Source organism: Clostridium sp. HBUAS56010 (assembly GCF_007115105.1).
In the GTDB taxonomy this organism is placed as follows: Bacteria; Bacillota; Clostridia; order Lachnospirales; family Lachnospiraceae; genus Lacrimispora.
In genome coordinates, this window is record NZ_SULJ01000001.1 from 439,117 (window position 1) to 460,257 (window position 21,141).

25 protein-coding genes are annotated in these 21,141 nt (G+C 41.3%); 1 reads left to right on the forward strand and 24 read right to left on the reverse strand.

Translation table 11 applies throughout. The features are described from left to right. Positions 1-90 precede the first annotated feature (90 nt). From FAY33_RS02110 to FAY33_RS02150, 9 genes are all read right to left on the reverse strand, one after another. The gene (locus FAY33_RS02110; protein WP_143319110.1) at positions 91-801 is read right to left on the reverse strand and encodes an ABC transporter ATP-binding protein; all 711 of its coding nucleotides are present in this window, start codon (positions 799-801) and stop codon (positions 91-93) included. Between the two features lie 13 nt (positions 802-814). Further along, positions 815-1,573 (reverse strand): ABC transporter ATP-binding protein, encoded by a 759-nt coding sequence (locus FAY33_RS02115; RefSeq protein ID WP_143319111.1) that lies wholly within the window; start codon positions 1,571-1,573, stop codon positions 815-817. A 2-nt stretch (positions 1,574-1,575) separates the two neighbouring features. Next, positions 1,576-2,652 (reverse strand): branched-chain amino acid ABC transporter permease, encoded by a 1,077-nt coding sequence (locus FAY33_RS02120; protein WP_143319112.1) that lies wholly within the window; start codon positions 2,650-2,652, stop codon positions 1,576-1,578. Positions 2,653-2,661: 9 nt separating this feature from the next. Next, complete coding sequence (locus FAY33_RS02125; RefSeq protein ID WP_143319576.1) at positions 2,662-3,543, reverse strand: branched-chain amino acid ABC transporter permease; 882 nt, start codon at positions 3,541-3,543, stop codon at positions 2,662-2,664. 97 nt (positions 3,544-3,640) lie between these two features. After that, positions 3,641-4,849, reverse strand: coding sequence for an ABC transporter substrate-binding protein (locus tag FAY33_RS02130; RefSeq protein ID WP_143319113.1), 1,209 nt, complete (start codon positions 4,847-4,849; stop codon positions 3,641-3,643). 127 nt (positions 4,850-4,976) lie between these two features. Further along, positions 4,977-5,987: an NAD(P)H-dependent glycerol-3-phosphate dehydrogenase gene (locus FAY33_RS02135; RefSeq protein WP_143319114.1), complete on the reverse strand. Its 1,011-nt coding sequence runs from the start codon at positions 5,985-5,987 to the stop codon at positions 4,977-4,979. Between the two features lie 16 nt (positions 5,988-6,003). Then, positions 6,004-6,645, reverse strand: coding sequence for a glycerol-3-phosphate 1-O-acyltransferase PlsY (gene plsY / locus FAY33_RS02140; RefSeq protein WP_143319115.1), 642 nt, complete (start codon positions 6,643-6,645; stop codon positions 6,004-6,006). 1 nt (position 6,646) lies between these two features. Next, entirely contained in the window at positions 6,647-7,975 is a 1,329-nt protein-coding gene (gene der, locus FAY33_RS02145) for a ribosome biogenesis GTPase Der (RefSeq protein ID WP_143319116.1), read from the reverse strand. Next, positions 7,968-9,335, reverse strand: a complete 1,368-nt coding sequence (locus tag FAY33_RS02150) for a DUF512 domain-containing protein (protein WP_143319117.1) — start codon at positions 9,333-9,335, stop codon at positions 7,968-7,970. The genes der and FAY33_RS02150 overlap by 8 nt, the downstream gene beginning before the upstream one ends. A gap of 198 nt (positions 9,336-9,533) precedes the next feature. Between FAY33_RS02150 and FAY33_RS02155 the strand changes: the two genes are divergently transcribed. After that, the gene (locus tag FAY33_RS02155; RefSeq protein WP_143319118.1) at positions 9,534-10,712 is read left to right on the forward strand and encodes a ribose-phosphate pyrophosphokinase; all 1,179 of its coding nucleotides are present in this window, start codon (positions 9,534-9,536) and stop codon (positions 10,710-10,712) included. Positions 10,713-10,776: 64 nt separating this feature from the next. Here the strand turns inward: FAY33_RS02155 and pgeF are convergent, their stop codons facing one another. The 15 genes from pgeF to FAY33_RS02230 form a co-directional block, all read right to left on the reverse strand. After that, a complete protein-coding gene (gene pgeF, locus FAY33_RS02160; RefSeq protein WP_243126571.1) occupies positions 10,777-11,625 on the reverse strand; it encodes a peptidoglycan editing factor PgeF in 849 nt (282 codons plus the stop codon). A gap of 20 nt (positions 11,626-11,645) precedes the next feature. After that, positions 11,646-11,990 carry a YraN family protein gene (locus FAY33_RS02165; protein ID WP_143319119.1) on the reverse strand — a complete coding sequence of 115 codons (345 nt, stop codon included), beginning with the start codon at positions 11,988-11,990 and terminating at the stop codon, positions 11,646-11,648. 22 nt (positions 11,991-12,012) lie between these two features. Then, positions 12,013-12,654, reverse strand: a complete 642-nt coding sequence (locus tag FAY33_RS02170; RefSeq protein ID WP_143319120.1) for a ribonuclease HII — start codon at positions 12,652-12,654, stop codon at positions 12,013-12,015. Between the two features lie 56 nt (positions 12,655-12,710). After that, entirely contained in the window at positions 12,711-13,553 is an 843-nt protein-coding gene (gene ylqF, locus FAY33_RS02175; RefSeq protein ID WP_143319121.1) for a ribosome biogenesis GTPase YlqF, read from the reverse strand. A 9-nt stretch (positions 13,554-13,562) separates the two neighbouring features. Then, positions 13,563-14,114 (reverse strand): signal peptidase I, encoded by a 552-nt coding sequence (gene lepB, locus FAY33_RS02180; RefSeq protein ID WP_143319122.1) that lies wholly within the window; start codon positions 14,112-14,114, stop codon positions 13,563-13,565. 62 nt (positions 14,115-14,176) lie between these two features. Beyond that, positions 14,177-14,524: a 50S ribosomal protein L19 gene (gene rplS / locus FAY33_RS02185; protein ID WP_143319123.1), complete on the reverse strand. Its 348-nt coding sequence runs from the start codon at positions 14,522-14,524 to the stop codon at positions 14,177-14,179. Between the two features lie 139 nt (positions 14,525-14,663). Continuing rightward, complete coding sequence (gene trmD / locus FAY33_RS02190) at positions 14,664-15,410, reverse strand: tRNA (guanosine(37)-N1)-methyltransferase TrmD (protein WP_143319124.1); 747 nt, start codon at positions 15,408-15,410, stop codon at positions 14,664-14,666. A 17-nt stretch (positions 15,411-15,427) separates the two neighbouring features. Then, entirely contained in the window at positions 15,428-15,937 is a 510-nt protein-coding gene (rimM, locus tag FAY33_RS02195; RefSeq protein WP_143319125.1) for a ribosome maturation factor RimM, read from the reverse strand. A gap of 125 nt (positions 15,938-16,062) precedes the next feature. Beyond that, entirely contained in the window at positions 16,063-16,290 is a 228-nt protein-coding gene (locus FAY33_RS02200; protein WP_143319126.1) for a KH domain-containing protein, read from the reverse strand. Positions 16,291-16,305: 15 nt separating this feature from the next. Continuing rightward, positions 16,306-16,548, reverse strand: coding sequence for a 30S ribosomal protein S16 (gene rpsP / locus FAY33_RS02205; RefSeq protein WP_143319127.1), 243 nt, complete (start codon positions 16,546-16,548; stop codon positions 16,306-16,308). A gap of 78 nt (positions 16,549-16,626) precedes the next feature. After that, on the reverse strand, positions 16,627-17,979 hold the full coding sequence (gene ffh / locus FAY33_RS02210) for a signal recognition particle protein (RefSeq protein ID WP_143319128.1): 1,353 nt from the start codon (positions 17,977-17,979) through the stop codon (positions 16,627-16,629). An 11-nt stretch (positions 17,980-17,990) separates the two neighbouring features. Continuing rightward, positions 17,991-18,341: a YlxM family DNA-binding protein gene (gene ylxM / locus FAY33_RS02215; protein ID WP_143319129.1), complete on the reverse strand. Its 351-nt coding sequence runs from the start codon at positions 18,339-18,341 to the stop codon at positions 17,991-17,993. A 71-nt stretch (positions 18,342-18,412) separates the two neighbouring features. Beyond that, on the reverse strand, positions 18,413-18,778 hold the full coding sequence (locus FAY33_RS02220) for a VOC family protein (RefSeq protein ID WP_143319130.1): 366 nt from the start codon (positions 18,776-18,778) through the stop codon (positions 18,413-18,415). A gap of 94 nt (positions 18,779-18,872) precedes the next feature. Beyond that, positions 18,873-20,162, reverse strand: coding sequence for a serine--tRNA ligase (gene serS, locus FAY33_RS02225; protein WP_143319131.1), 1,290 nt, complete (start codon positions 20,160-20,162; stop codon positions 18,873-18,875). Positions 20,163-20,289: 127 nt separating this feature from the next. Then, a complete protein-coding gene (locus FAY33_RS02230) occupies positions 20,290-21,135 on the reverse strand; it encodes a pyridoxamine kinase (RefSeq protein WP_143319132.1) in 846 nt (281 codons plus the stop codon). Between the last annotated feature and the right edge of the window lie 6 nt (positions 21,136-21,141).

Below are 21,141 nucleotides of genomic sequence, written 5' to 3' on the forward strand. Positions count from 1 at the left end.
TTCCGTTTTCATAAGTTCAAACATAGAAAAAACTCCCTGCACACGGATGGTTTATAAAAACCATATACAATGTACGGGAGCGTTTTTTCTTTATTCACTTAAATAAGCCTTTTTAACAGAAGCATTATTCATAAGTTCTTTTGCATCTCCATTTAATACAATACCGCCTGTTTCTAAAACATAAGCACGGTTTGCAATGGACAACGCTTTTTTTGCATTCTGCTCCACCAGCAAAACTGTTGTTCCTGATTTGTTAATTTCCTGGATGATGTCAAAAATCTCACTGACATAAATAGGAGAAAGACCCATAGATGGTTCATCTAATACAATTACTTTGGGATGGCTCATAAGCGCTCTTCCCATAGCAAGCATCTGCTGTTCTCCACCGCTTAATGTTCCGGCGGGCTGATTTTTTCTCTCCAAAAGTCTAGGAAAGCGTTTATAAATCATCTGAAGGGTTTCTTCGATCTCATCTTTATCCCGTCTGGTATAAGCACCAAGCTTTAAATTCTCATATACACTTAAAGATGCAAACACACGGCGTCCTTCCGGAACATGGGCCATTCCCATGCCTACAATTTTATCTCCGCGTATTTTTGTAATATCATGACCATCAAATTGTATGGTTCCGGAAGCTGCCTTTATAAGACCAGTTATGGTATGGAGGGTAGTGGTCTTTCCAGCGCCATTGGCACCGATTAATGCCACAATCTCGCCTTCATTCACTTCAAAGGAAATTCCTTTCAGTGCCTTGATAATACCGTAATATACTTCCAGATTGTTCACTTCAAGTATTGCCATGTCATAAGCCTCCTTATTCGCCCAGATATGCTTTAATGACTTCCGGGTCATTTAACACATCTGCTGTTTTACCCTGGGTAAGAACCTGACCAAAATTCAGCACGGTCAGCCTCTGACAAATGCCGGAGACAAGCTTCATATCATGTTCAATCAGCAAAATAGTCATATCAAAATTATCCCGGACAAACCGAATGGTATCCATAAGCTCAGTCGTTTCATTGGGATTCATTCCTGCCGCAGGTTCGTCTAAAAGCAGAAGTTTGGGACCAGTGGCAAGGGCACGGGCAATCTCCAGCTTTCTCTGTTTTCCATAAGGAAGATTAGAGGCCAGAACATTTTTTTCTTTATCCAGATCAAATACTTTCAAAAGCTCAATCGCCTTTTGATTCATTTCCTTTTCCACTTTATAATAGGCAGGAAGACGAAGGATACCGGCAACAGTTGAATAAGGATACTGGTTATGAAGACCAGTTTTTACATTATCAAGTACGGTAAGATCCTTAAACAGACGGATATTCTGGAACGTTCTTGCGATTCCCGCTCTGTTAATATCCACTGTCTTTTTTCCTGTAATATTCTCTCCATCTAAAAGGATGGTTCCTGCATTTGGCTTGTATACACCAGTCAATAGATTAAAGATGGTTGTCTTTCCTGCTCCGTTTGGACCAATCAGACCGTACAATTGTCCCTTTTCAATGGTAATACTGAAATCATCAACGGCACGCAAGCCACCGAAAGAAATACCAAGACTTTTAATTTCCAGCAATGCCATAATTACACCCTCTTCCTTTCTGCCTTGTTCTTATGAAAATACCGTTTTCTGAAGTCAATCAGCTTCGGACTCCAGTTAAAGATCATCAAGGCAATGAGAACGATGGCGTAAATCAGCATTCGATAAGCATTCAATCCACGCAATAACTCGGGCAGCAATGTGAGAATCACAGCAGCAATCATAGATCCCCGGATATTACCAATTCCTCCAAGTACTACAAACACAAGAATCATAATGGACTGGTTATAGCCAAAGTTTTTTTGTGTAGCAGTAAGAGAAGACAGATTATGGGAGTACAACACTCCTGCAACTCCTGCAAGAGAAGCGGATATGGTAAAAGCCATAAGCTTATATTTCGTAATATTAATACCAATGGATTCTGCCGCAATACGGTTATCACGAACAGACATTATGGCACGTCCAGATCTGGAATGAACCAGATTGATTACAATTAGCAAGGTAATAATCACCAAAATAATTCCAATTAAAAAAGTGGAGTTTTTAGGCGTTCCTGTAATTCCCTGAGCACCGTTTAAGATAATGTTCCCATCACTTTCCATGTTCAGTGCCATGGCATTCTTCATGGAAAAATGAAGTCCTTTGGAATCTTTGCCTATATAGATAACATTGACCACGTTCTTAATGATCTCCCCAAACGCAAGGGTTACAATTGCCAGATAATCTCCTCTCAGTCTTAATACAGGAATCCCAACAACAATTCCTGCCGCTGCTGCTGCTGCTGCACCGATGAGAAGCGCAAAGAAAAAACGAATTCCCGCATTAGGTATGGTCTCAAGCATGGAGACAGAGAATAGAGCGCTGGTAAATGCACCGACACACATGAAACCAGCATGTCCCAGACTTAACTCTCCAAGTATTCCTACTGTTAGGTTTAAAGAAATCGCCATAATGGAATAAATGCAGAGAGGCACCAAAAGACCTTTCATCAAACTGCTGACCTGACCTGCATTTACCAATGTCTGGACAATGATAAAAGCGGCAATGACAATTCCATAGGTGATCATATTGCTCTTTAATGTTTTACTTAAATGAATCTTCTTTTGATTGCTTTTTTCCATTTGTTCCACCTATACTTTCTCGCTCATCTTCTTACCTAGTATTCCAGTAGGTTTAACAAGAAGAACAACAATAAGAACTCCGAATACGATGGCATCGGATAACTGGGAAGAAATATATGCCTTACTTAAATTCTCAATAATTCCCAGTAAAAGTCCTCCGATTAAAGCTCCAGGTATGGAACCGATCCCACCAAATACTGCAGCAACAAATGCCTTAATTCCTGGCATAGAGCCTGTATAAGGTGTTAATGTTGGATATGCAGAGCATAAAAGAGCGCCAGCAATCGCAGCCAGAGCAGAACCTATCGCAAAAGTAAGCGCAATGGTTCCATCTACATTGATTCCCATTAACTGCGCTGCGCCCTTATCCTCTGATACCGCTAACATTGCCTGTCCTGCTCTTGTCTTTTTAATAAAAGCAGTCAGACAGATCATAATCAGAATACAGCTAACGATTGTAACAATTGTCTCACCTGAAATAGTCAGCTTTCCATCAGCCAGTTTTAAAGCAGGAACAGTTACTACAGAAGTAAAAGATTTCGGATTGGAACCGAAAACAAGCAGTGCGATGTTCTGAAGCAGGTAGCTCACACCGATTGCCGTAATCAGAACTGCAAGAGGACTTGCCATACGCAAAGGCCGGTAAGCGACACCTTCGATGACCACACCCAGAACAGTACATAAGACAACTGCAAGTAAAACGCCCGCAACCGGACCAAGGCCCATCGTGCTGACGACTGTGAACACCACGTATCCTCCAATCATAATTACATCGCCATGAGCAAAGTTCAGCATCTTGGCAATGCCATATACCATGGTATATCCTAAAGCAATGATTGCATATACACTGCCCAGGCTTAAACCATTAATAAAATAGGATATGAAACTCATCATACCAACGCACCTCATTTGTCGTTTATTTTAAAAAGAGGGTCGTCCCTTGGACGACCCTCCATTGGGTCATTTACCAAATAATTATTGCTTAAAATTACATTGCGTTATAGACACCATCTACAATCTTAACCGCTTTTGGTGCTTTTTCCGGTTCTCCATCAGCAGTCCATTTCATGTTTTCACCTGTTAAACCGTTGATTGTGATTTCAGTCATGGCTTTCTTAAGACCATCACAAATAGCAGAAGCATCCATATCTGGAGTTAAAGCAGCTTTTTCAGCCGCAGCTTTAATTGCATAAACTGCATCGTAAGCATCTGCTGCAAACTGGTTTGGAGTCTCTTTATACTTTTCTTTATAAGAAGTTACAAAATTCTGTGTTAAATCATCTGTAGCATCTGCTGCAAATGGAGTTAAAAGCATAACATCTTCTGCCAATGTCTTGTCAAAATTCTCTACTGTCAAAAGACCATCCAGTCCGTCACAGCCAAAGAATTCTGTATCAAATCCCATCTGTTTTGCCTGAGCAAGGATCAGGGCTGCCTGAGAATAGTAAATAGGAAGAAATACTAACTCAGCACCAGAATCCTGTGCTTTCTGAAGCTGAACAGAGAAGTTCGTGTTGTTATCAGCCGTAAAAGCTTCATCCGCAACAACTTCGATTCCCTGATTCCCCGCTTCAGAAATAAACTTATCATGGATACCACTGGAATATACGTCAGAACTATCATATATCATTGCAACTTTCGTTGCCAGTTTATTCTCACCAATATATTGCGCAGAAGCAACTCCCTGATTAGGGTCAGAGAAACATACACGGAACTGATTCTCAAACTTTGTACAGTCTACAGCAGAGCCAGATGGAGTTAACTGAAATAAATTATCATTGTTTGTCTCGGTACCCAGTGCAATTGTAGGAGCAGAGGTAACAGCACCCACTAAAATCTGAATGCCCCAGTCTTTTAACGTATTATAAGCATTGACTGCTTTTTCAGTGTCACCTTCGTCATCCTGAAAACTGTAATCAATCTTAGCTCCGTTGATTCCACCGTCTGCATTGATTTGGTTAACAGCAAGCTCTGCACCGTTTTTAACAGCCTGTCCATAAATTGCAGTGCTCCCTGTAATTGGTCCAATACCACCGATTTTAAATACGGCTTCATCAGAAGCGCCTGCTTCTGTCTTATCACCTGACTGAGCTGCAGATGAATTGGTATCAGGACCTTTTCCCCCACAGGCAGTCAAGGATGCTGCCATAGCAACTGCCATGGTAACACTCAATAACTTCTTTAAAGATTTTTTCATAATCCATTCCTCCTCATGAAATGTTTTGATACACAGTCCCTCAGACTGAATATACATAGTGTTAATAATAGAATGGCTTTAAAAAAATGTCAACTGCTTTTCCTTTAAAACGCAAAAAATAAGTTATTTAATTTTCCCAGGGCAGATCCGAACTCTCGATGGTTTTATCTCTGAGCATCAGATCTTTAACCGCATCAGATGCAGATTTATCATAAAAGAGAACCTCATTAACCTGTTCTACAATGGGCATGGAAATATCAAATTTCTTAGACAGGGCAAGTGCTGCTTTTGCAGAATAGATTCCTTCTACAACCATGCTAACTTCTTCTGTTGCTTCCGCCATTGATTTTCCCTGTCCGATTAAGATGCCGGCTCTCCGGTTTCTGCTGTGCATACTGGCACAGGTTACAATCAGATCCCCAATACCGGAAAGTCCGCAGAATGTCTGGAATTTGCCGCCCATGGCAGTGCCGAGTCTTGATATTTCTGTAATCCCTCTTGTAATGAGAGCCGCTTTTGTATTATCTCCATATCCCAGGCCATCTGCAATTCCCGCTGCTAAAGCGATAACATTTTTTAAAGAGCCACCAATCTCAATGCCCTGGATATCAGGGCTTGTATATACACGAAAAACTTCATTCATGAATATCTCCTGAATGTATTCCGCTGTCTTTCTGGTACGGGCACCTGCAACACAGGTTGTGGGCAGCCCTTTGCTCACCTCTTCCGCATGACTGGGACCAGACAAAACAGCAACATCAGCCATAGGAAGTTCTTCTTCCAGAATCTCAGAAAGCGTCATCAGCGTAACTTCTTCAATTCCTTTTGCAACATTTACAATCACCTGACCATAACGGCAGAAAGGCTTCATCTTCTGGGCTGTAGAACGGACATAGATTGACGGAACCGCTGTAACAAGAATATCCTGCCCGGTCATAGCCTCCTCCATGCTGTCTGTAAAGATCATATCATCGGGAAGAACCAGCTCGGGAAGTGTATGATGCCGTCTTTGATCCGTCATCTGCCGGATCTCTTCCGGAATCGCAGACCACACTGTCACCTCATGATGATTATTATATAGAAGAGATGCCAAAGCAATTCCCCAGCTTCCTGATCCTATGATTCCAATTTTCCCCATTTTTTCTCACCTCATTTTATTTTTTACCAAAGTTTGCAGATATTTTATTCTCTGTACCACGGACAAGACGGCCAATATTGGCACGATGTCTCCAAAACGCCAATCCGCTTATGACTGCCGCAACTATGTAAAATTCCGGAAGCAGCCCTGGTGCCAGCCCATAAGCTCCCATACCCGCAAAAACAGCCAGCCATACAAACAGAATGGTTGCAACGATTAAAGAACCAAGGGAAACATAACTGGTAACAATAACAATGACAAGAAAGGCAATGATACACAACAGCGTCATCCGAAGATCTGACGCAACAATTAAACCTGCTGTAGCAGCAATTCCTTTTCCACCTTTAAAATTAAGGTAAAAGGGATAATTGTGTCCTAAAATCACACCCAGACCTGTATATAGAATGAAAAGATATATCATCTCCGGTTTATCGGCAAAGATGACACGGACAAGAAGGCAAGGCAGAAGTGCTTTTAGAAAATCTCCAAAAAACACCACCGCTCCTGCTTTTGGTCCCATAACTCTTAAAGCATTGGTTGTACCTGAATTTCCACTTCCGTGTTTACGGATATCCATCTTATGGACTCTTCCGTAAAAATAACCTGACTGTATTAATCCAAACAAATAGCCTGCTAAAAGACAGATGATTCTTTCCATGTTATTGATCCTTTCCGCTTCTTTCTCTGTAAATAAATTTAAGCGATGTTCCCTTAAAACCAAACGCTTCCCGAATCCGGTTTTCTAAATACCTGGTGTAGGAAAAATGTGTCAGTTCTTTATCATTCACAAATATTACAAATGTCGGCGGTTTTACAGCTACCTGAGTAATATAATAAAGTCTCAGCCGCTTTCCCTTATCAGACGGTGGCTGCTGGAGAGCCACTGCTTCTGTCATAATCTCGTTTAACACTCCAGTGGCGACCCGAAGGGTCTGATTCTGCCTTACCATATCAATTAGCTCATACAATTTATTCATTCTCTGACCTGTTTTTGCAGAAATGAATATATATTCAGCATAAGGCATAAAGGACAAGGTATTCTTAATCTTATTGGTATATTCGTAAATGGTCTTGTCATTTTTTTCAATGGCATCCCATTTATTCACTGCGACAATAATTCCTTTTCCACGCTCATGGGCAATCCCTGCAATTTTGGCATCCTGTTCTGTGACGCCTTCTTCTGCATCAATGACAACAACCACCACATCTGCCCGTTCTACTGCCGTTACTGTACGGATTATACTGTAACGTTCCAACTCTTCTTTAATCTTATTCTTTCTTCTAAGACCAGCCGTATCAATAAATATATATTCTGTTCCATTGTGAAAAATCTCTGTATCCACTGCATCTCTGGTTGTTCCTGCAATATCGGAAACAATTACCCGGTTTTCACCTAAAAGCTGATTGATAATGGAAGATTTTCCCACATTGGGTTTCCCAACAATGGCGATACGGGGGCGGTCATCTTCCTCATCTTCTGACTCCGGTTCCCCAAAGTGCTTGATCACCTCATCAAGTAAGTCTCCAAGACCAAGTCTGGAAGCCGCCGATACTGCAAACGGATCTCCAATCCCCAAATTGTAGAACTCATAGATATCATTGCCGAACTTTTGGAAACTGTCTACCTTATTCACTGCCAGTACAATAGGCTTTTTAGACTTCCTTAACATATCAGCAACTTTAGAATCTGAATCCACCAATCCCTGACGAACATCCACAATAAATACAATGACATCCGCTGTCGCAATGGCAATCTCCGCCTGCTCACGCATTTGAGACAAAATCACATCACTGCTGTCCGGCTCAATTCCTCCGGTATCAATTAATGTGAAATTCCGGTCAAGCCAGGAACAATCTGCATAAATTCTGTCTCTGGTTACTCCTGGCGTATCCTTAACAATTGAAATGGTATCGCCCGCTAAAACATTAAACAGCGTAGACTTTCCCACATTGGGACGGCCTACGATGGCAACTACTGGTTTACTCATATATTATCTCCTTTAATTCGTATCCATCATAAGAAGCTTCATTCTCTTTTACAGAACCTAAAACAGCCTGCACAAAATCCTGACCGCTTGATTTTACAATATCTACCTGTACTTGTAAAGCCTTTTGTACATCGGTTCTTGTGATATCATCAAGAAAAACCTCTTCGCCGCTTCGAAACATACACTCTGGAAGCAAAAGTCTGCTTCCCAGCTTCTGATCCTTAAGCTGATTAATTAAATCCTGCCCAGTAATCAGACCGGCAACGGTAATCTGTTCTCCAAAGAATACATTGCGAATGGTATAGACATGTATCTTTCGTCCCGGAAACTTGTCCATAACTTTTCTTGCATGGCTTTTGATATAAGGCGCAGCCAGTTTTCCAGTGGCGATGGAGATTTCCTCCGATACTTCGTCTTCTTCTATAACTTTAAGAGCGGCTGTTACCTCTTCTTCTAAAATGCGGATCATACCTACTCCGTTTTCCAATTGGATATATCCATCATATTGGGACGCTGGCGGGATCGGCAATTCTGCCAGAATATAAAATTCATCACTTGCATGAATGAAATGACTGCCGTGTTCTTTATAAAGTTTACTCTGCCACCGACCTACAATGTCTAAAACTTTTTTCGCGTCTTCCTTTTGAAAAGCTTCTAATGGATATAGCCCTTCCCGGTACTTTGATACGCCTACAGGAACAATGGAAATACTTTCCATATATGGAAGATACTCTGACAGATCTCTTATGGTACGCTCTAGTTCCTCTCCGTCATTCACACCCTTGCACAAAACAATCTGGCCATTCATGGGAATTCCCGCGTCATAGAGCTGACGTATCTTTTGAAGTGCTTCTCCTGCAAAGCGGTTATGCAGCATCTTGCATCTTAAGACCGGATTGGTGGTATGGACGGATATATTAATAGGAGCAAGCTTAAATTCTATAATCCGTTTAATATCGTGATCGCTCATGTTGGTAAGGGTTACATAGTTCCCCTGGAGAAAGGAAAGTCTGGAATCATCGTCTTTAAAATAAAGAGTTTCCCTCATTCCAGGCGGCATCTGGTCTATAAAGCAGAAGATACAATTGTTTTTACAGGACCGGTATTCACTCATTAAACCGTTTTCAAAGGTGATTCCAAGATCCTCATATTCATTTTCTATCTCTAATTCCCATTCTTCTCCATTCATCTTCCTTACAACCATTAAAATGGATTCACTGTTTATATAATATTCATAATCAAAGATATCTTCCAGTACTTTGCCGTCAATGGAAAGAACTATATCTCCTGGTTCCAGCTCCAACTGCTCGGCAATAGAGCCCGGATCAATCGCTTTAATAATATGTCCTCTTTCGCTCATATTTTTACCTTTCTATCACTATCTTATATATCATAACAAGATTGTTTCTCTTTGTAAAGGAACCCTTTTTTGTTTTTTTCACAAAAATATAACAAAGGTTATTGACGCATTCTGTCATTCAATGGTATAAAAGGGGTAAGATTAGAAAACAGGCAGATTTTTATCTGGCTGTTCATTCATTATGGAGGAATCTTTGTCATGGCAAATGATTATGTATTTAAAGATCAGCTTCCTGTTGCACCTTTAAAGATTGCAGCTTTAGAAAGCTGTCAGGAACTGGCACAAAAAATTAATGACCATATTATTGGTTTTCGGAAAAATGATATTGAGGAGCTAAAGCGCAGAAAAGCAGATCTGCTCTATCGGGGATATGACGTTAATTCCTACCTTCTCAATTGTTCCTGCCCACGTTTTGGCAGCGGCGAAGCAAAAGGCATTATAAAAGAATCTGTCCGCGGTACAGATATTTTTGCAATGGCTGATGTAACGAATTACAGCATTCCCTATACTGTGAACGGTTACATCAATCATATGTCGCCAGATGATCATTTTCAGGATTTAAAACGGATCATTGGTGCAGCCAGTGCAACCGCACACCGTGTAAGCGTAATCATGCCATTTCTCTATGAAAGCCGTCAGCATAAAAGGACAAACAGGGAATCCTTAGACTGTGCAATGGCTTTAAAAGAGCTGATTGACATGGGAGTCAGCAACATCATTACATTTGATGCCCATGATCCCAGAGTTCAGAATGCTATCCCACTGAATGGATTTGATAATTTCATGCCCACCTATCAGTTCATCAAAGCTGTGCTTAAGCGTTATCCGGATTTAAAGATTGACAAAGAGAATCTCATGGTGATCAGTCCTGACGAAGGAGCTATGGACCGGGCTGTCTATCTGGCCAATAACTTAAGCCTTGACATGGGCATGTTTTATAAGCGAAGAGACTACTCCCAGGTTATAGACGGACGCAATCCAATTGTTGCCCATGAATTCCTCGGTACTTCTGTAGAAGGCAAAACAGTCTTGATCGTTGACGATATGATCTCGTCTGGGGAAAGTATGCTGGATACAGCCAAGGAACTAAAAGAACGCAAAGCAAACAAAGTAATTGTATGCTGTACATTCGGATTGTTCACCAACGGTCTTGAGAAATTTGATGACTATTACCGGAAAGGCTACATTGACTGTGTGGTTACTACTAATTTAAACTACCGCCCACAGGAATTATTTGACCGGGAATGGTATGTAGAGGCGGATATCAGCAAATATATTGCTGCAATCGTGAATTCTTTGAATCATGATGTATCCATCAGCACTGCCCTCAGTTCCACCGATAAAATACAGAAACTATTAAAAAAATATCGGGCATAACTTAAAAGCTGCAGCACATGAAAAGCAGAAAGCCATTCATGTGCTGCAGCTTTTTTTACACATCTTATTCTGAAACACAGAGAAATGCAGCAAGGTTTCCTCTCTCATTTCCGGTTGTCCGGTGGGAAAACAGATAATCAGAATTACAATGTGTACAAATATCTGTAACCTGTATCCGTTCTTTTTTTAGACCTGCTTCTAAGAGAATTATCTCATTGGCTCGCCAAAGATCCAGCAGATATTTTCCATTCTTCTTCTGCTCAAGAATATCTCCCCAGTATTTCTCCTGAAATCCATTTTTAAATTCCTCAGCAACTTCAGTACCTACTTCATAACAGGTCTTGCAAATACTTGGACCGATACATGCAATCAGATCTTCTGGTTCAGTTCCAAATGCTTCTTTCATCTTTTTCACGGTTACTTCACCCATGCGGTTTACTGTACCGCGCCACCCGGAATGACTCAGTCCAATCGCTCTATGTACCGGATCAAGAAAATAAAGAGGAACGCAATCTGCATAAAAGGTTACAAGAGTAATTCCTGGAACATTGGTGATCAGTCCATCTACATCTTTGTATTCCCGCTCCTTTACAATTCCCTTCCCAGCATCAGATTCCGTGACCTGACGGACATTGGTTGTATGGGTCTGATAGGACAAAACCATTCGTTCCGGGTTCACATCAAGCGCTTTCCCCATCCGTCGATAATTCTCAAGCACATGTTCCGGGTTATCACCTCTTGTAAACGTAAAATTCATCGTAGCGAACTTTCCCTGGCTTACGCCCCCCATCTTTGTTGAGAACCCATGTTTTACCATGCCTGTCTGTTCTAACATGGGAAAAGACAGGTAAGGAACATGATTTTTAATTTTATTATTAAGTACTTTTTCCAGTCCCTTTCGTTTCCACATCATATCCATCCAGCTATCCTCCATTAAAATGCGTCCTGTATCAAACGAATGTTCTGCCCTGTAATTGCAACAACATCAAACCTGCATGGAATTTCCTGGGACAGATGATGATGGTACAGGTAACCTCTTGCTCCATTTCTGATTCTCATCTGTTTTTTTGCATCCACTGCTTCCGCAGGATCTCCCTTAGAAAGGTTCGATCTATACTTAACTTCAATAAAAACAAGATAAGACCCATCTTTTGCAATAAGATCAATCTCTCCCTGTTTATCCCTGTAATTCTTCACCAGTATTTCATATCCCAGCTTCTGCAAATAGGAAGCTGCAATCTCTTCCTGCTTATCTCCTATGGCTCTGGTATTTGTCAAAGACGCCTCATCCTTTCCCTGATCACCCACAAAAATTCTTGATGAAAGTACGTCTGTGAATCGGACATGGACCCAATTCCTTTAACACACTGATATGGGCAGCCGTTCCATAACCTTTATGTTTTCCAAAATTATATTCAGGAAATAATTGGTCGTACTCTTTCATCATATGATCTCTTGTAACTTTTGCCATTACACTTGCAGCAGCGATAGACACACTTTTTGCATCTCCCTTTATAATGGATACCTGTTCCATGCTAAGACCAGGAATGGTTACAGCATCATTTAAAAGAATCTCAGGTTTCATATCTAACTTTCCAACAGCCAGCCGCATTGCCTCATAAGTTGCTTGAAGAATATTGATTTCATCAATGCGTTCTGGTCCAACCACTCCAACTGCATAAGACAGAGCTTTGTCCTGAATCTCCAGATACAGCTCTTCCCGTCGCTTTTCAGACAGTTTTTTAGAATCATTTAAATAGAGGATCTGACAATCCTTTGGAAGAATTACAGCCCCTGCCACTACAGGACCAGCCAAAGGTCCTCTGCCAGCTTCATCAATGCCGCAAATTAAAATGCGGTCTTCGTACTGGTGTTCATATTCTCTCATTTTATCCAGGCGTTCCAGTTCTTCCTGAAGTTTCTCTTCTGTTAATTTTCTCATTTATTCTACTCCCAGTGCAGTGAAAAATAGGGCTGCTCAAAGAGCTGCCCTGTGTTTTAATCGGAAGGAAATTCCAAAGTCATACGACCCAGTTTTCCGTTTCTGAAATCATCAATTAACAAATGGGAGGCTTTCATAAGGTCAAGCTCCCCGCCTTTTGCAAGACAGGATCTGGCCCTGGCAACCTCTTCCAGAATCTGATATGGTTCTCCCTGTCCGACTGTATAACGGTCCAGAAGCACTTTGGGGTATTCCTTTTGAATAAAACGGATCAATTCAACTGCCAGCTCATCTTTATTCAAAATCTGATCGTTGATGGAACCGATAAAAGCCAGTTTTAAACCAACCTGCTGATCTTCAAATCTAGGCCATAGAATTCCGGGAGTATCCAAAAGTTCCAGACTTTTATTTAAACGAATCCACTGGTTTCCTTTTGTAACACCTGGCTTATTACCAGTCTTTGTGCATGCTTTACCAGCAAAAGAGTTAATAAAAGTGGATTTTCCCACATTAGGAATTCCTACTACCATAGCCCGCACCGGTCGATTTAAGATTCCCCTTCTGCGGTCTCTTTCAATCTTCTCCTTACAGGCTTCCTGAACGACACCATTAATCTGCTTTAATCCAGAACCATTCTTTGAATTCACTTTTACAACGTGACAACCCTTTGCCTGGAAATACTCTGACCACGCATTATTAAAACGCTCATCTGCAAGATCAGACTTGTTAAGCAGCACCATCCTTGCCTTACCGGCTCCCAGTTCATCAATATCAGGATTCCGACTGCTTAAAGGCACTCTCGCATCTACAAGTTCTATAATTAAATCAATTAATTTAATATCTTCTTTCATTGCTCGTTTGGCTTTGGTCATATGACCTGGATACCATTGTATATTCATAACATTCCTCTATTTCGAACGAATTAATTCCATTTTCACAAAGGGCAGAACCCGAATCCAGACTTTTCCCTGGATCTGACTGCCGCTTACATTGCCTATATTGGAAAACCTGCTGTCTTCACTGCTGTCTCTATTATCACCCAGCAAAAAATATTCATCTTCTCCCAATCTTATGGGCTTTTCTGCCAGTCCCGAAAGAGAAACTCTTCCAAGTCCAGACGGTTCTTTTAGCTTCTCACCATTAATATAAATCTCATCGTATTTAATCTGCACAGTTTCCCCTGGCAGACCAATGACACGCTTTACATTCATCTTCTGGTCATCTCTTTGAAATACTACCACATCAAATCTTCCCGGGGTTCCAAAATCATACGCAAGACGATCCATTAGCACCACATCCTCCGACGAAAGAAGGGGATACATCGAATGACCTGCAATCACAATCTGAGTACCGTAAGCATAGACCAGAAACCATGCAAACGCAATCACTACAATAATGTCAACAATCCAGTTGACAACATGGCGGAGCTTACTATTGTCTTCACTATGATAAAAATCCATATCAAACACCCCACCTACTAAAGAAAGGGACAATTTGCATTGTCCCCTCGCCTGTTCCGGAATTATCTAACTAATTCTTTAACCTTAGCAGCTTTACCGATTCTGTCTCTCAAGTAATTCAGTTTTGCTCTTCTTACTTTACCCAATCTTACAACTTCAATATTGTCTACGGAAGGGGAATGTACTGGCCATGTCTTCTCAACGCCGATACCGTTAGAATTCTTTCTTACGGTAAATGTTTCTCTTGCGCCGCCGTTCTGTCTTTTAATAACAGTACCTTCGAAGATCTGGATTCTTTCACGGGTTCCCTCTTTGATCTTGTTGTATACTTTTACAGTATCACCAACGTGGAACTCCGGTACGGACTGCTTTAACTGAGCTGCTTCGATATTCTTAATAATTTCGTTCATTGTGTGAACCTCCTTGATATTATTTGATGTTCTTAATACTTCATCTAAGAATCCGTAACAGAGGACCATCTCCTTGTCATCACAACATTCTACATTTTATCATAAAGGACTTTGGAATGCAAGTCCTTTCTATCCTAAATTATGCCCGGTTTTCCTGGTCATTTTCAAGCTTTTTCAAATATTCTGACTCTTTTTTTGAAAGAACCGCATCCTTTAAAAGATCTGGTCTTCTCTCTAATGTCCGCTTAATTGACTGTTCCCTTCTCCAGGCATCAATATTCTTATGATGACCGGACAAAAGAACCTCGGGAACACGCATTCCCTTATACTCTTCCGGTCTTGTGTACTGCGGGTATTCCAGCAGATTATCATGAAACGATTCAAACTCTGCGGAAGTGTCGTTATTCAAAACTCCAGGTACCAGTCTGGAGATGCAGTCAATCATAACCATAGCCGGAAGTTCTCCTCCAGTCAGCACATAGTCCCCAACCGACACATAATCGGTTGCAATTAATTCCAGTGCTCTTTCATCAATTCCTTCGTAATGACCGCACAAAAAAACAAGATCTTCTTCCTTGGCAAGTTCCTCTGCAATCTTCTGGTTAAACACACGGCCCTGAGGGGTCATATAGATGACACGGGGCTTCTTGCCCGTTCTCTCGCAAAGGGCATCGTAAGCATCACAAATAGGCATCGGCTGCATGACCATCCCTGCTCCGCCGCCATAAGGCGCATCATCCACATGGCGGTGCTTGTCCGTAGAATATTCCCGGATATCAATGGCTTCAATGGATAATAAGCCTTTTTCGACTGCTCTTCCAATGATGCTGGTGTGAAGTCCATTTAAAACCATATCAGGAAACAGGGTCAATATGTGATAATTCATCTGTTCTATCCTCCATCTTAATCCAGAAGTCCTTCCATGATGTGGACAATAACCGTTCCTTTTTCTATATCTACCATGCGCACACATTCCCGAATTGCAGGAAGCAGAACTTCTCTGCCTTCTGATGTTTTCACTTCATAAACATCATTGGCTCCTGTTATTATCACATCGGTCAAAGTTCCAAATTCTGTTCCATCTTCTAAAAGAACCTTTAATCCGATTAAATCAACAATAAAATTCTCGTCCGGACCGAGTTTTACTGCCTGGTCTCTTGTTACAAGTAAATCTTTCCCTTTATACTTTTCTATATCATCAATGGAATCATACCCTTTAAATTTCAGGATCACCATGTTTTTAAAAAATTTCACGCCCTGGATTTCTAAATCCATCTGCTCTCTGCCAGTATCTAAAATCACCTTTTTCAAACTTTTAAAACGACTGGCATCATCTGTGGTAGGATAAACCTTTACTTCTCCTTTTACCCCATGGGTAGAAGAAATCACTCCAACTCTCAACAAATCGTCCATCTATCTCTCCATATCATACAAAAGAAACCGGATATTACTACCCGGCTTATCTTTGGATATCTGCATACTGCCTTAGGAAGAACAAAAGAAGACCGTCTCCACGACAGGTCGGCGGTCTTTTCAAATTACTGAATCTCTACAGTAACCTTTTTGTCTTCTTTGGAAGCTGCTGCTTTTATTACAGAGCGAATCGCTTTTGCAATTCTTCCCTGCTTGCCAATAACCTTACCCATATCGGAAGGCGCAACCGTAAGCTCAAGGATGATTTCATCATCCTTTACAGTCTCAGTAACAGCAACCTGATCGGGACTATCAACCAGTGCTTTTGCAATTACTTCTACTAATTCTTTCATATGCTTCACCTCTCACTACTGGATACCGGCGATCTTTAAAAGCTTGCTTACAACTTCTGTTGGCTGAGCACCTGTTGCTAACCACTTCTTAGCGTTCTCTTCGTCAAACTTGATTACGCTTGGTTCTGTGTTAGGATCATAGTAACCAATTTCTTCGATAAATCTGCCATCTCTGGGAGATCTGGAATCTGCAACTACAATTCTATAAAAAGGAGCCTTTTTCTGACCCATTCTTTTTAATCTCATCTTTACTGCCATTGTGAAATTCACCTCCTTAAACCTTGGATTTTAAAACTATCTATAGCCAACGCAGTAACCTGCCTTGCTAACAAACAACTAAAACGGTAATTTCAGCTTGCTGAGCAATCCGCCTCCATGGCGTTTGCCCCCTCCCATTAAACCAGGAAGCTGTTTCATCATCTTTTTCATCTGATCGAACTGTTTCACAATCCGGTTTACTTCGCCAATGTCTACACCGGCACCGCTTGCGACCCTCTGCTTTCTTGAAGCATTCTTCATAAGTTCCGGGTTCGTCCGTTCTTTTGTTGTCATGGAAAGTATAATGGCTTCTACACGGTCCATGGCTTTTTCGTCAATATCCATATCTTTCAACTGACCCATGCCCGGCATCATGCTCATGATGCTCGCCATTCCTCCCATATTCTTAACCTGATTCATCTGCTCTAAAAAGTCGTTATAATCAAACTCTGCTTTTCGAAGCTTCTGTGATAATTCCTTTGCCTTTTCCTCGTCCACCTGGATCTCTGCCTTCTCAATGAGAGAAAGAATATCTCCCATACCAAGAATTCTCGAAGCCATACGATCGGGATAGAACTGTTCTAAATCAGAAAGTTTTTCTCCCATGCCGACATAAAGGACCGGTTTACCGGTAACTGCACGAATGGAAAGTGCCGCACCGCCTCTTGTATCACCATCTAATTTTGTAATAATAACGCCGTCAATTCCAATCTTATCATTGAACATTCCGGCAACATTAACCGCATCCTGCCCGGTCATTGCATCAACCACCAATATGGTTTGATCAACTTCCACCGCTTCCTTAATCTCAATCAGCTCATTCATCATATCTTCATCAATATGAAGGCGGCCTGCTGTGTCAAGAATTATTACATTCTGATCATTTTTTTTAGCAGAGGCAATCGCTGCCCTTGCAATGTCTGAAGGCTTGTGGTTTTCTCCCATGGAGAATACCGGAACCCCTTGTTTCTCTCCGTTAATCTGGAGCTGTTTAATCGCCGCAGGACGATAAACATCGCAGGCGACAAGCAGCGGTTTTCTGCCCTTTGCTTTCAACTTCCCTGCAATCTTAGCAGTCGTTGTGGTCTTACCTGCGCCTTGAAGACCTGCCATCAATATAACGGTCATATCGGTGGCTGGCTTTAACTGAATCTCTGTGGTCTCAGATCCCATCAGATTAACCAGTTCTTCATTTACTATTTTTATAACCATCTGTCCTGGAGTCAGGCTGTTCTGGACATCCTGTCCAATTGCCCGCTCCTGTACAGCACTGATAAACTGTTTTACAACCTTAAAGCTTACATCAGCCTCTAATAAAGCCATCTTTACTTCTTTAAGAGCTGCTTTTACATCAGCTTCGGACAAACGTCCTTTGCCTCTTAAATTCTTAAATACATTCTGTAATTTGTCGGATAAGCTCTCAAAAGCCATCTAACGCCCTCCTAATGAGCTTCCAGCTCGATGATTTCGCCCGATATCTCTTCGATGCGACGGATCAGATCCATATTCCTGCTCTCAGAAAATTCTTTGGTCAGGCTTTGGATTTCTCTGGCCAGTTTTTTTGTCTGATCAAACTTTTCCACAAGATGAAGCTTTTCCTCATAACCGTCCAGAATCTTATTGCACCGTTTAATAAGGTCATGAACCCCCTGACGGCTGATTCCCTGTTCCTCTGCTATCTCACTTAAAGACAGATCATAAAACACCACATCTTCGTAGATATGTCGCTGGTGTTCTGTCAGAAGTGCTCCATAAAAATCATAAAGCAATCCCTGTCTTGCAATCTTTTCCATATCATCACCTGTGATATCATACAACACTTTTTCCCTGGTGTCAAGTATTTTCTCTTTACACCAATTCTTCTTTATCTGGCAGGAACAAGCTCAATCCAGTAACCATCCGGATCCGTAATAAAATAAATGCCCATTCCCGGATTTTCAAAGCAGATTACACCCATTTCCTGATGTTTTTTGTGAAGCTCCTCAAATTCATCTACATGAAATGCCAGGTGGAATTCACATTCACCAAGGTTATAAGGTTCTTTTCTGTCTGTAAGATAGGTCAGTTCCAATGTAAAATCGCTTTTCCCATCTCCCAGATATACCAGCTTAAAGGAACCATCCTCTGCGACTTTCTCTCTTACAGGAGTAAGATTCAGTGCATCCTTATAAAACTTTAAACTCTTTTCCAGATCTAAAACATTGAAATTAAAATGGTTAAATTTAATCATACTTTTATTCTCCTTTTCTATTTTAAATAAGGGCTGCTGCAAAATGAAGATCGGAATATAGTTATCTGCATTCTGCAACAGCCCTTTAACAGGACTATTTCTTTGGCACAAGTGCTTTCATTCCGCCCATATATGGCTGTAATGCCTCAGGAACTCGAACAGAGCCATCTGACTGTAAATTATTCTCCAGAAATGCAATGAGCATCCTTGGCGGAGCTACAACAGTATTATTAAGGGTATGAGCAAAATATTTCTTGCCATCTTCCCCTGCAATACGAATCTTCAATCTTCTCGCCTGGGCGTCTCCCAGATTGGAGCAGCTTCCCACTTCAAAATACTTTTTCTGTCTTGGAGACCAGGCTTCCACGTCAACAGACTTCACCTTTAAATCTGCCAGATCACCGGAACAGCATTCCAGAGTTCTCACCGGAATATCAAGAGACCGGAATAAATCCACGGTATTCTGCCATAACTTGTCATACCAGTCCTTGCTTTCTTCCGGCTTGCAGACAACGATCATCTCCTGCTTTTCAAACTGGTGAATTCGGTATACGCCTCTCTCTTCCAGTCCGTGTGCGCCCTTTTCCTTACGGAAGCAGGGGGAATAGCTGGTAAGTGTCTGTGGAAGCTTTGTCTCTGGAAGAATGGTATCAATAAATTTTCCGATCATGGAATGTTCGCTTGTACCAATCAAATACAGATCTTCTCCCTCTATCTTATACATCATGGCATCCATCTCGGCAAAACTCATAACACCAGTTACCACTTCACTGCGGATCATAAAAGGAGGGATACAGTAAGTAAATCCACGGTTAATCATGAAATCTCTTGCATAAGAAATAACAGAGGAATGAAGCCTTGCAATATCACCCATCAGATAGTAAAAGCCGTTGCCTGCCACTTTTCTCGCACTGTCAAGGTCAATGCCGTCAAAGCTCTCCATGATCTCTGCGTGATAGGGAATTTCAAATTCCGGTACTACCGGCTGTCCGTAACGCTGTACTTCCACATTCTCACTGTCATCTTTTCCAATAGGAACACTTGGATCAATGATATTCGGAATGGTCATCATGATCTTTTTAATTCTTTCCTCTAACTCACGTTCTTTTTCTTCCAGAGTTGCCAGATGATCAGAAGCATCGGTTACTTTTTTCTTCATCTCCTCTGCTTCGTCCTTCTTCCCCTGTCCCATTAAGGCCCCGATCTGTTTGGAAAGTTTGTTGCGCTCTGCTCTTAAGGCATCCCCTTCCTGCTTTGCCGCACGGTTCTGCTCATCAAGTGCAATGACTTCATCCACCAATGGCAGCTTGCTGTCCTGAAACTTATTTTTAATATTCTCCTTTACAAGTTCAGGATTTTCTCTTACAAACTTTAAATCTAACATGGTATTCCTCCTGGTTTCTTAATCAATATTCTTTTGCGGAAACAGATCCACATCATAATCTGCCGTTGATTATACTACAAAAAAAGGGCAAAGAAAAGCCCCTTTCCTAAATTATCCTCTTACAACTTCATTCCCGATGCCTGATAAGCAATGAAAGCAACTCCTCAAAACATACTCCATTTTCTTTTGGTATGTTTAACTCATCGGATTTTAAGATACACTGCTTTACAAAACCGGCTGCTTTTTTTACACTTTGTTTCAATGGAATGCCTCTTACTGCCTGTGCCGCAATAATACTGGAAAAGACATCTCCCGTACCAGGTCGTTCACTTCCAACTCTGAACGAACGAAGGAAATGAGTGGTCCCATCCACTTCCAGCACTGCATTGGTTAAGTATCTGCCTTCATTGATGCCGGTAATCACAACCGCTTCCGGACCAAGCTTTTGTATCTCAAGTGCCATCTCTCTAAGCTCCGCCCTCTTCCAGCCATCTTTTTTATATTCACATCCAGTTAAAATACATGCCTCCGTTAAATTAGGAGTTACAATGTCCCCCAGACAAACCAGATCCTTCATTCTGCTGCACATTGTTTCGGTATAGGTCTGATATGCTTTTCCGTGGTCACCCATGATCGGATCTATAATCACCTTTGTGCCGGAAGCAGAGAAATCCTGGATCATATCAATCACAATCTGAATCTGGGCTTCTGATCCTAAAAATCCGCTGTAAATTCCATCAAAAGTAAGATTCAGTTTTTTCCAGTGTTCGATATAATCTGGCATCTTCCCGGTATAATCATCGAAAAAATAAGTTGGAAATCCAGTATGGTTCGATAGAATCGAAGTCGGCACCGGACAGCACTGTATTTTTAACGCGGAAAGAATGGGTATGACTACGGTCAGGGAACAACGGCCGTACCCGGAAAGATCATTGATGACAGCAATCTTTTTTTGTTGTTTATCTGATGTCATAAAAAC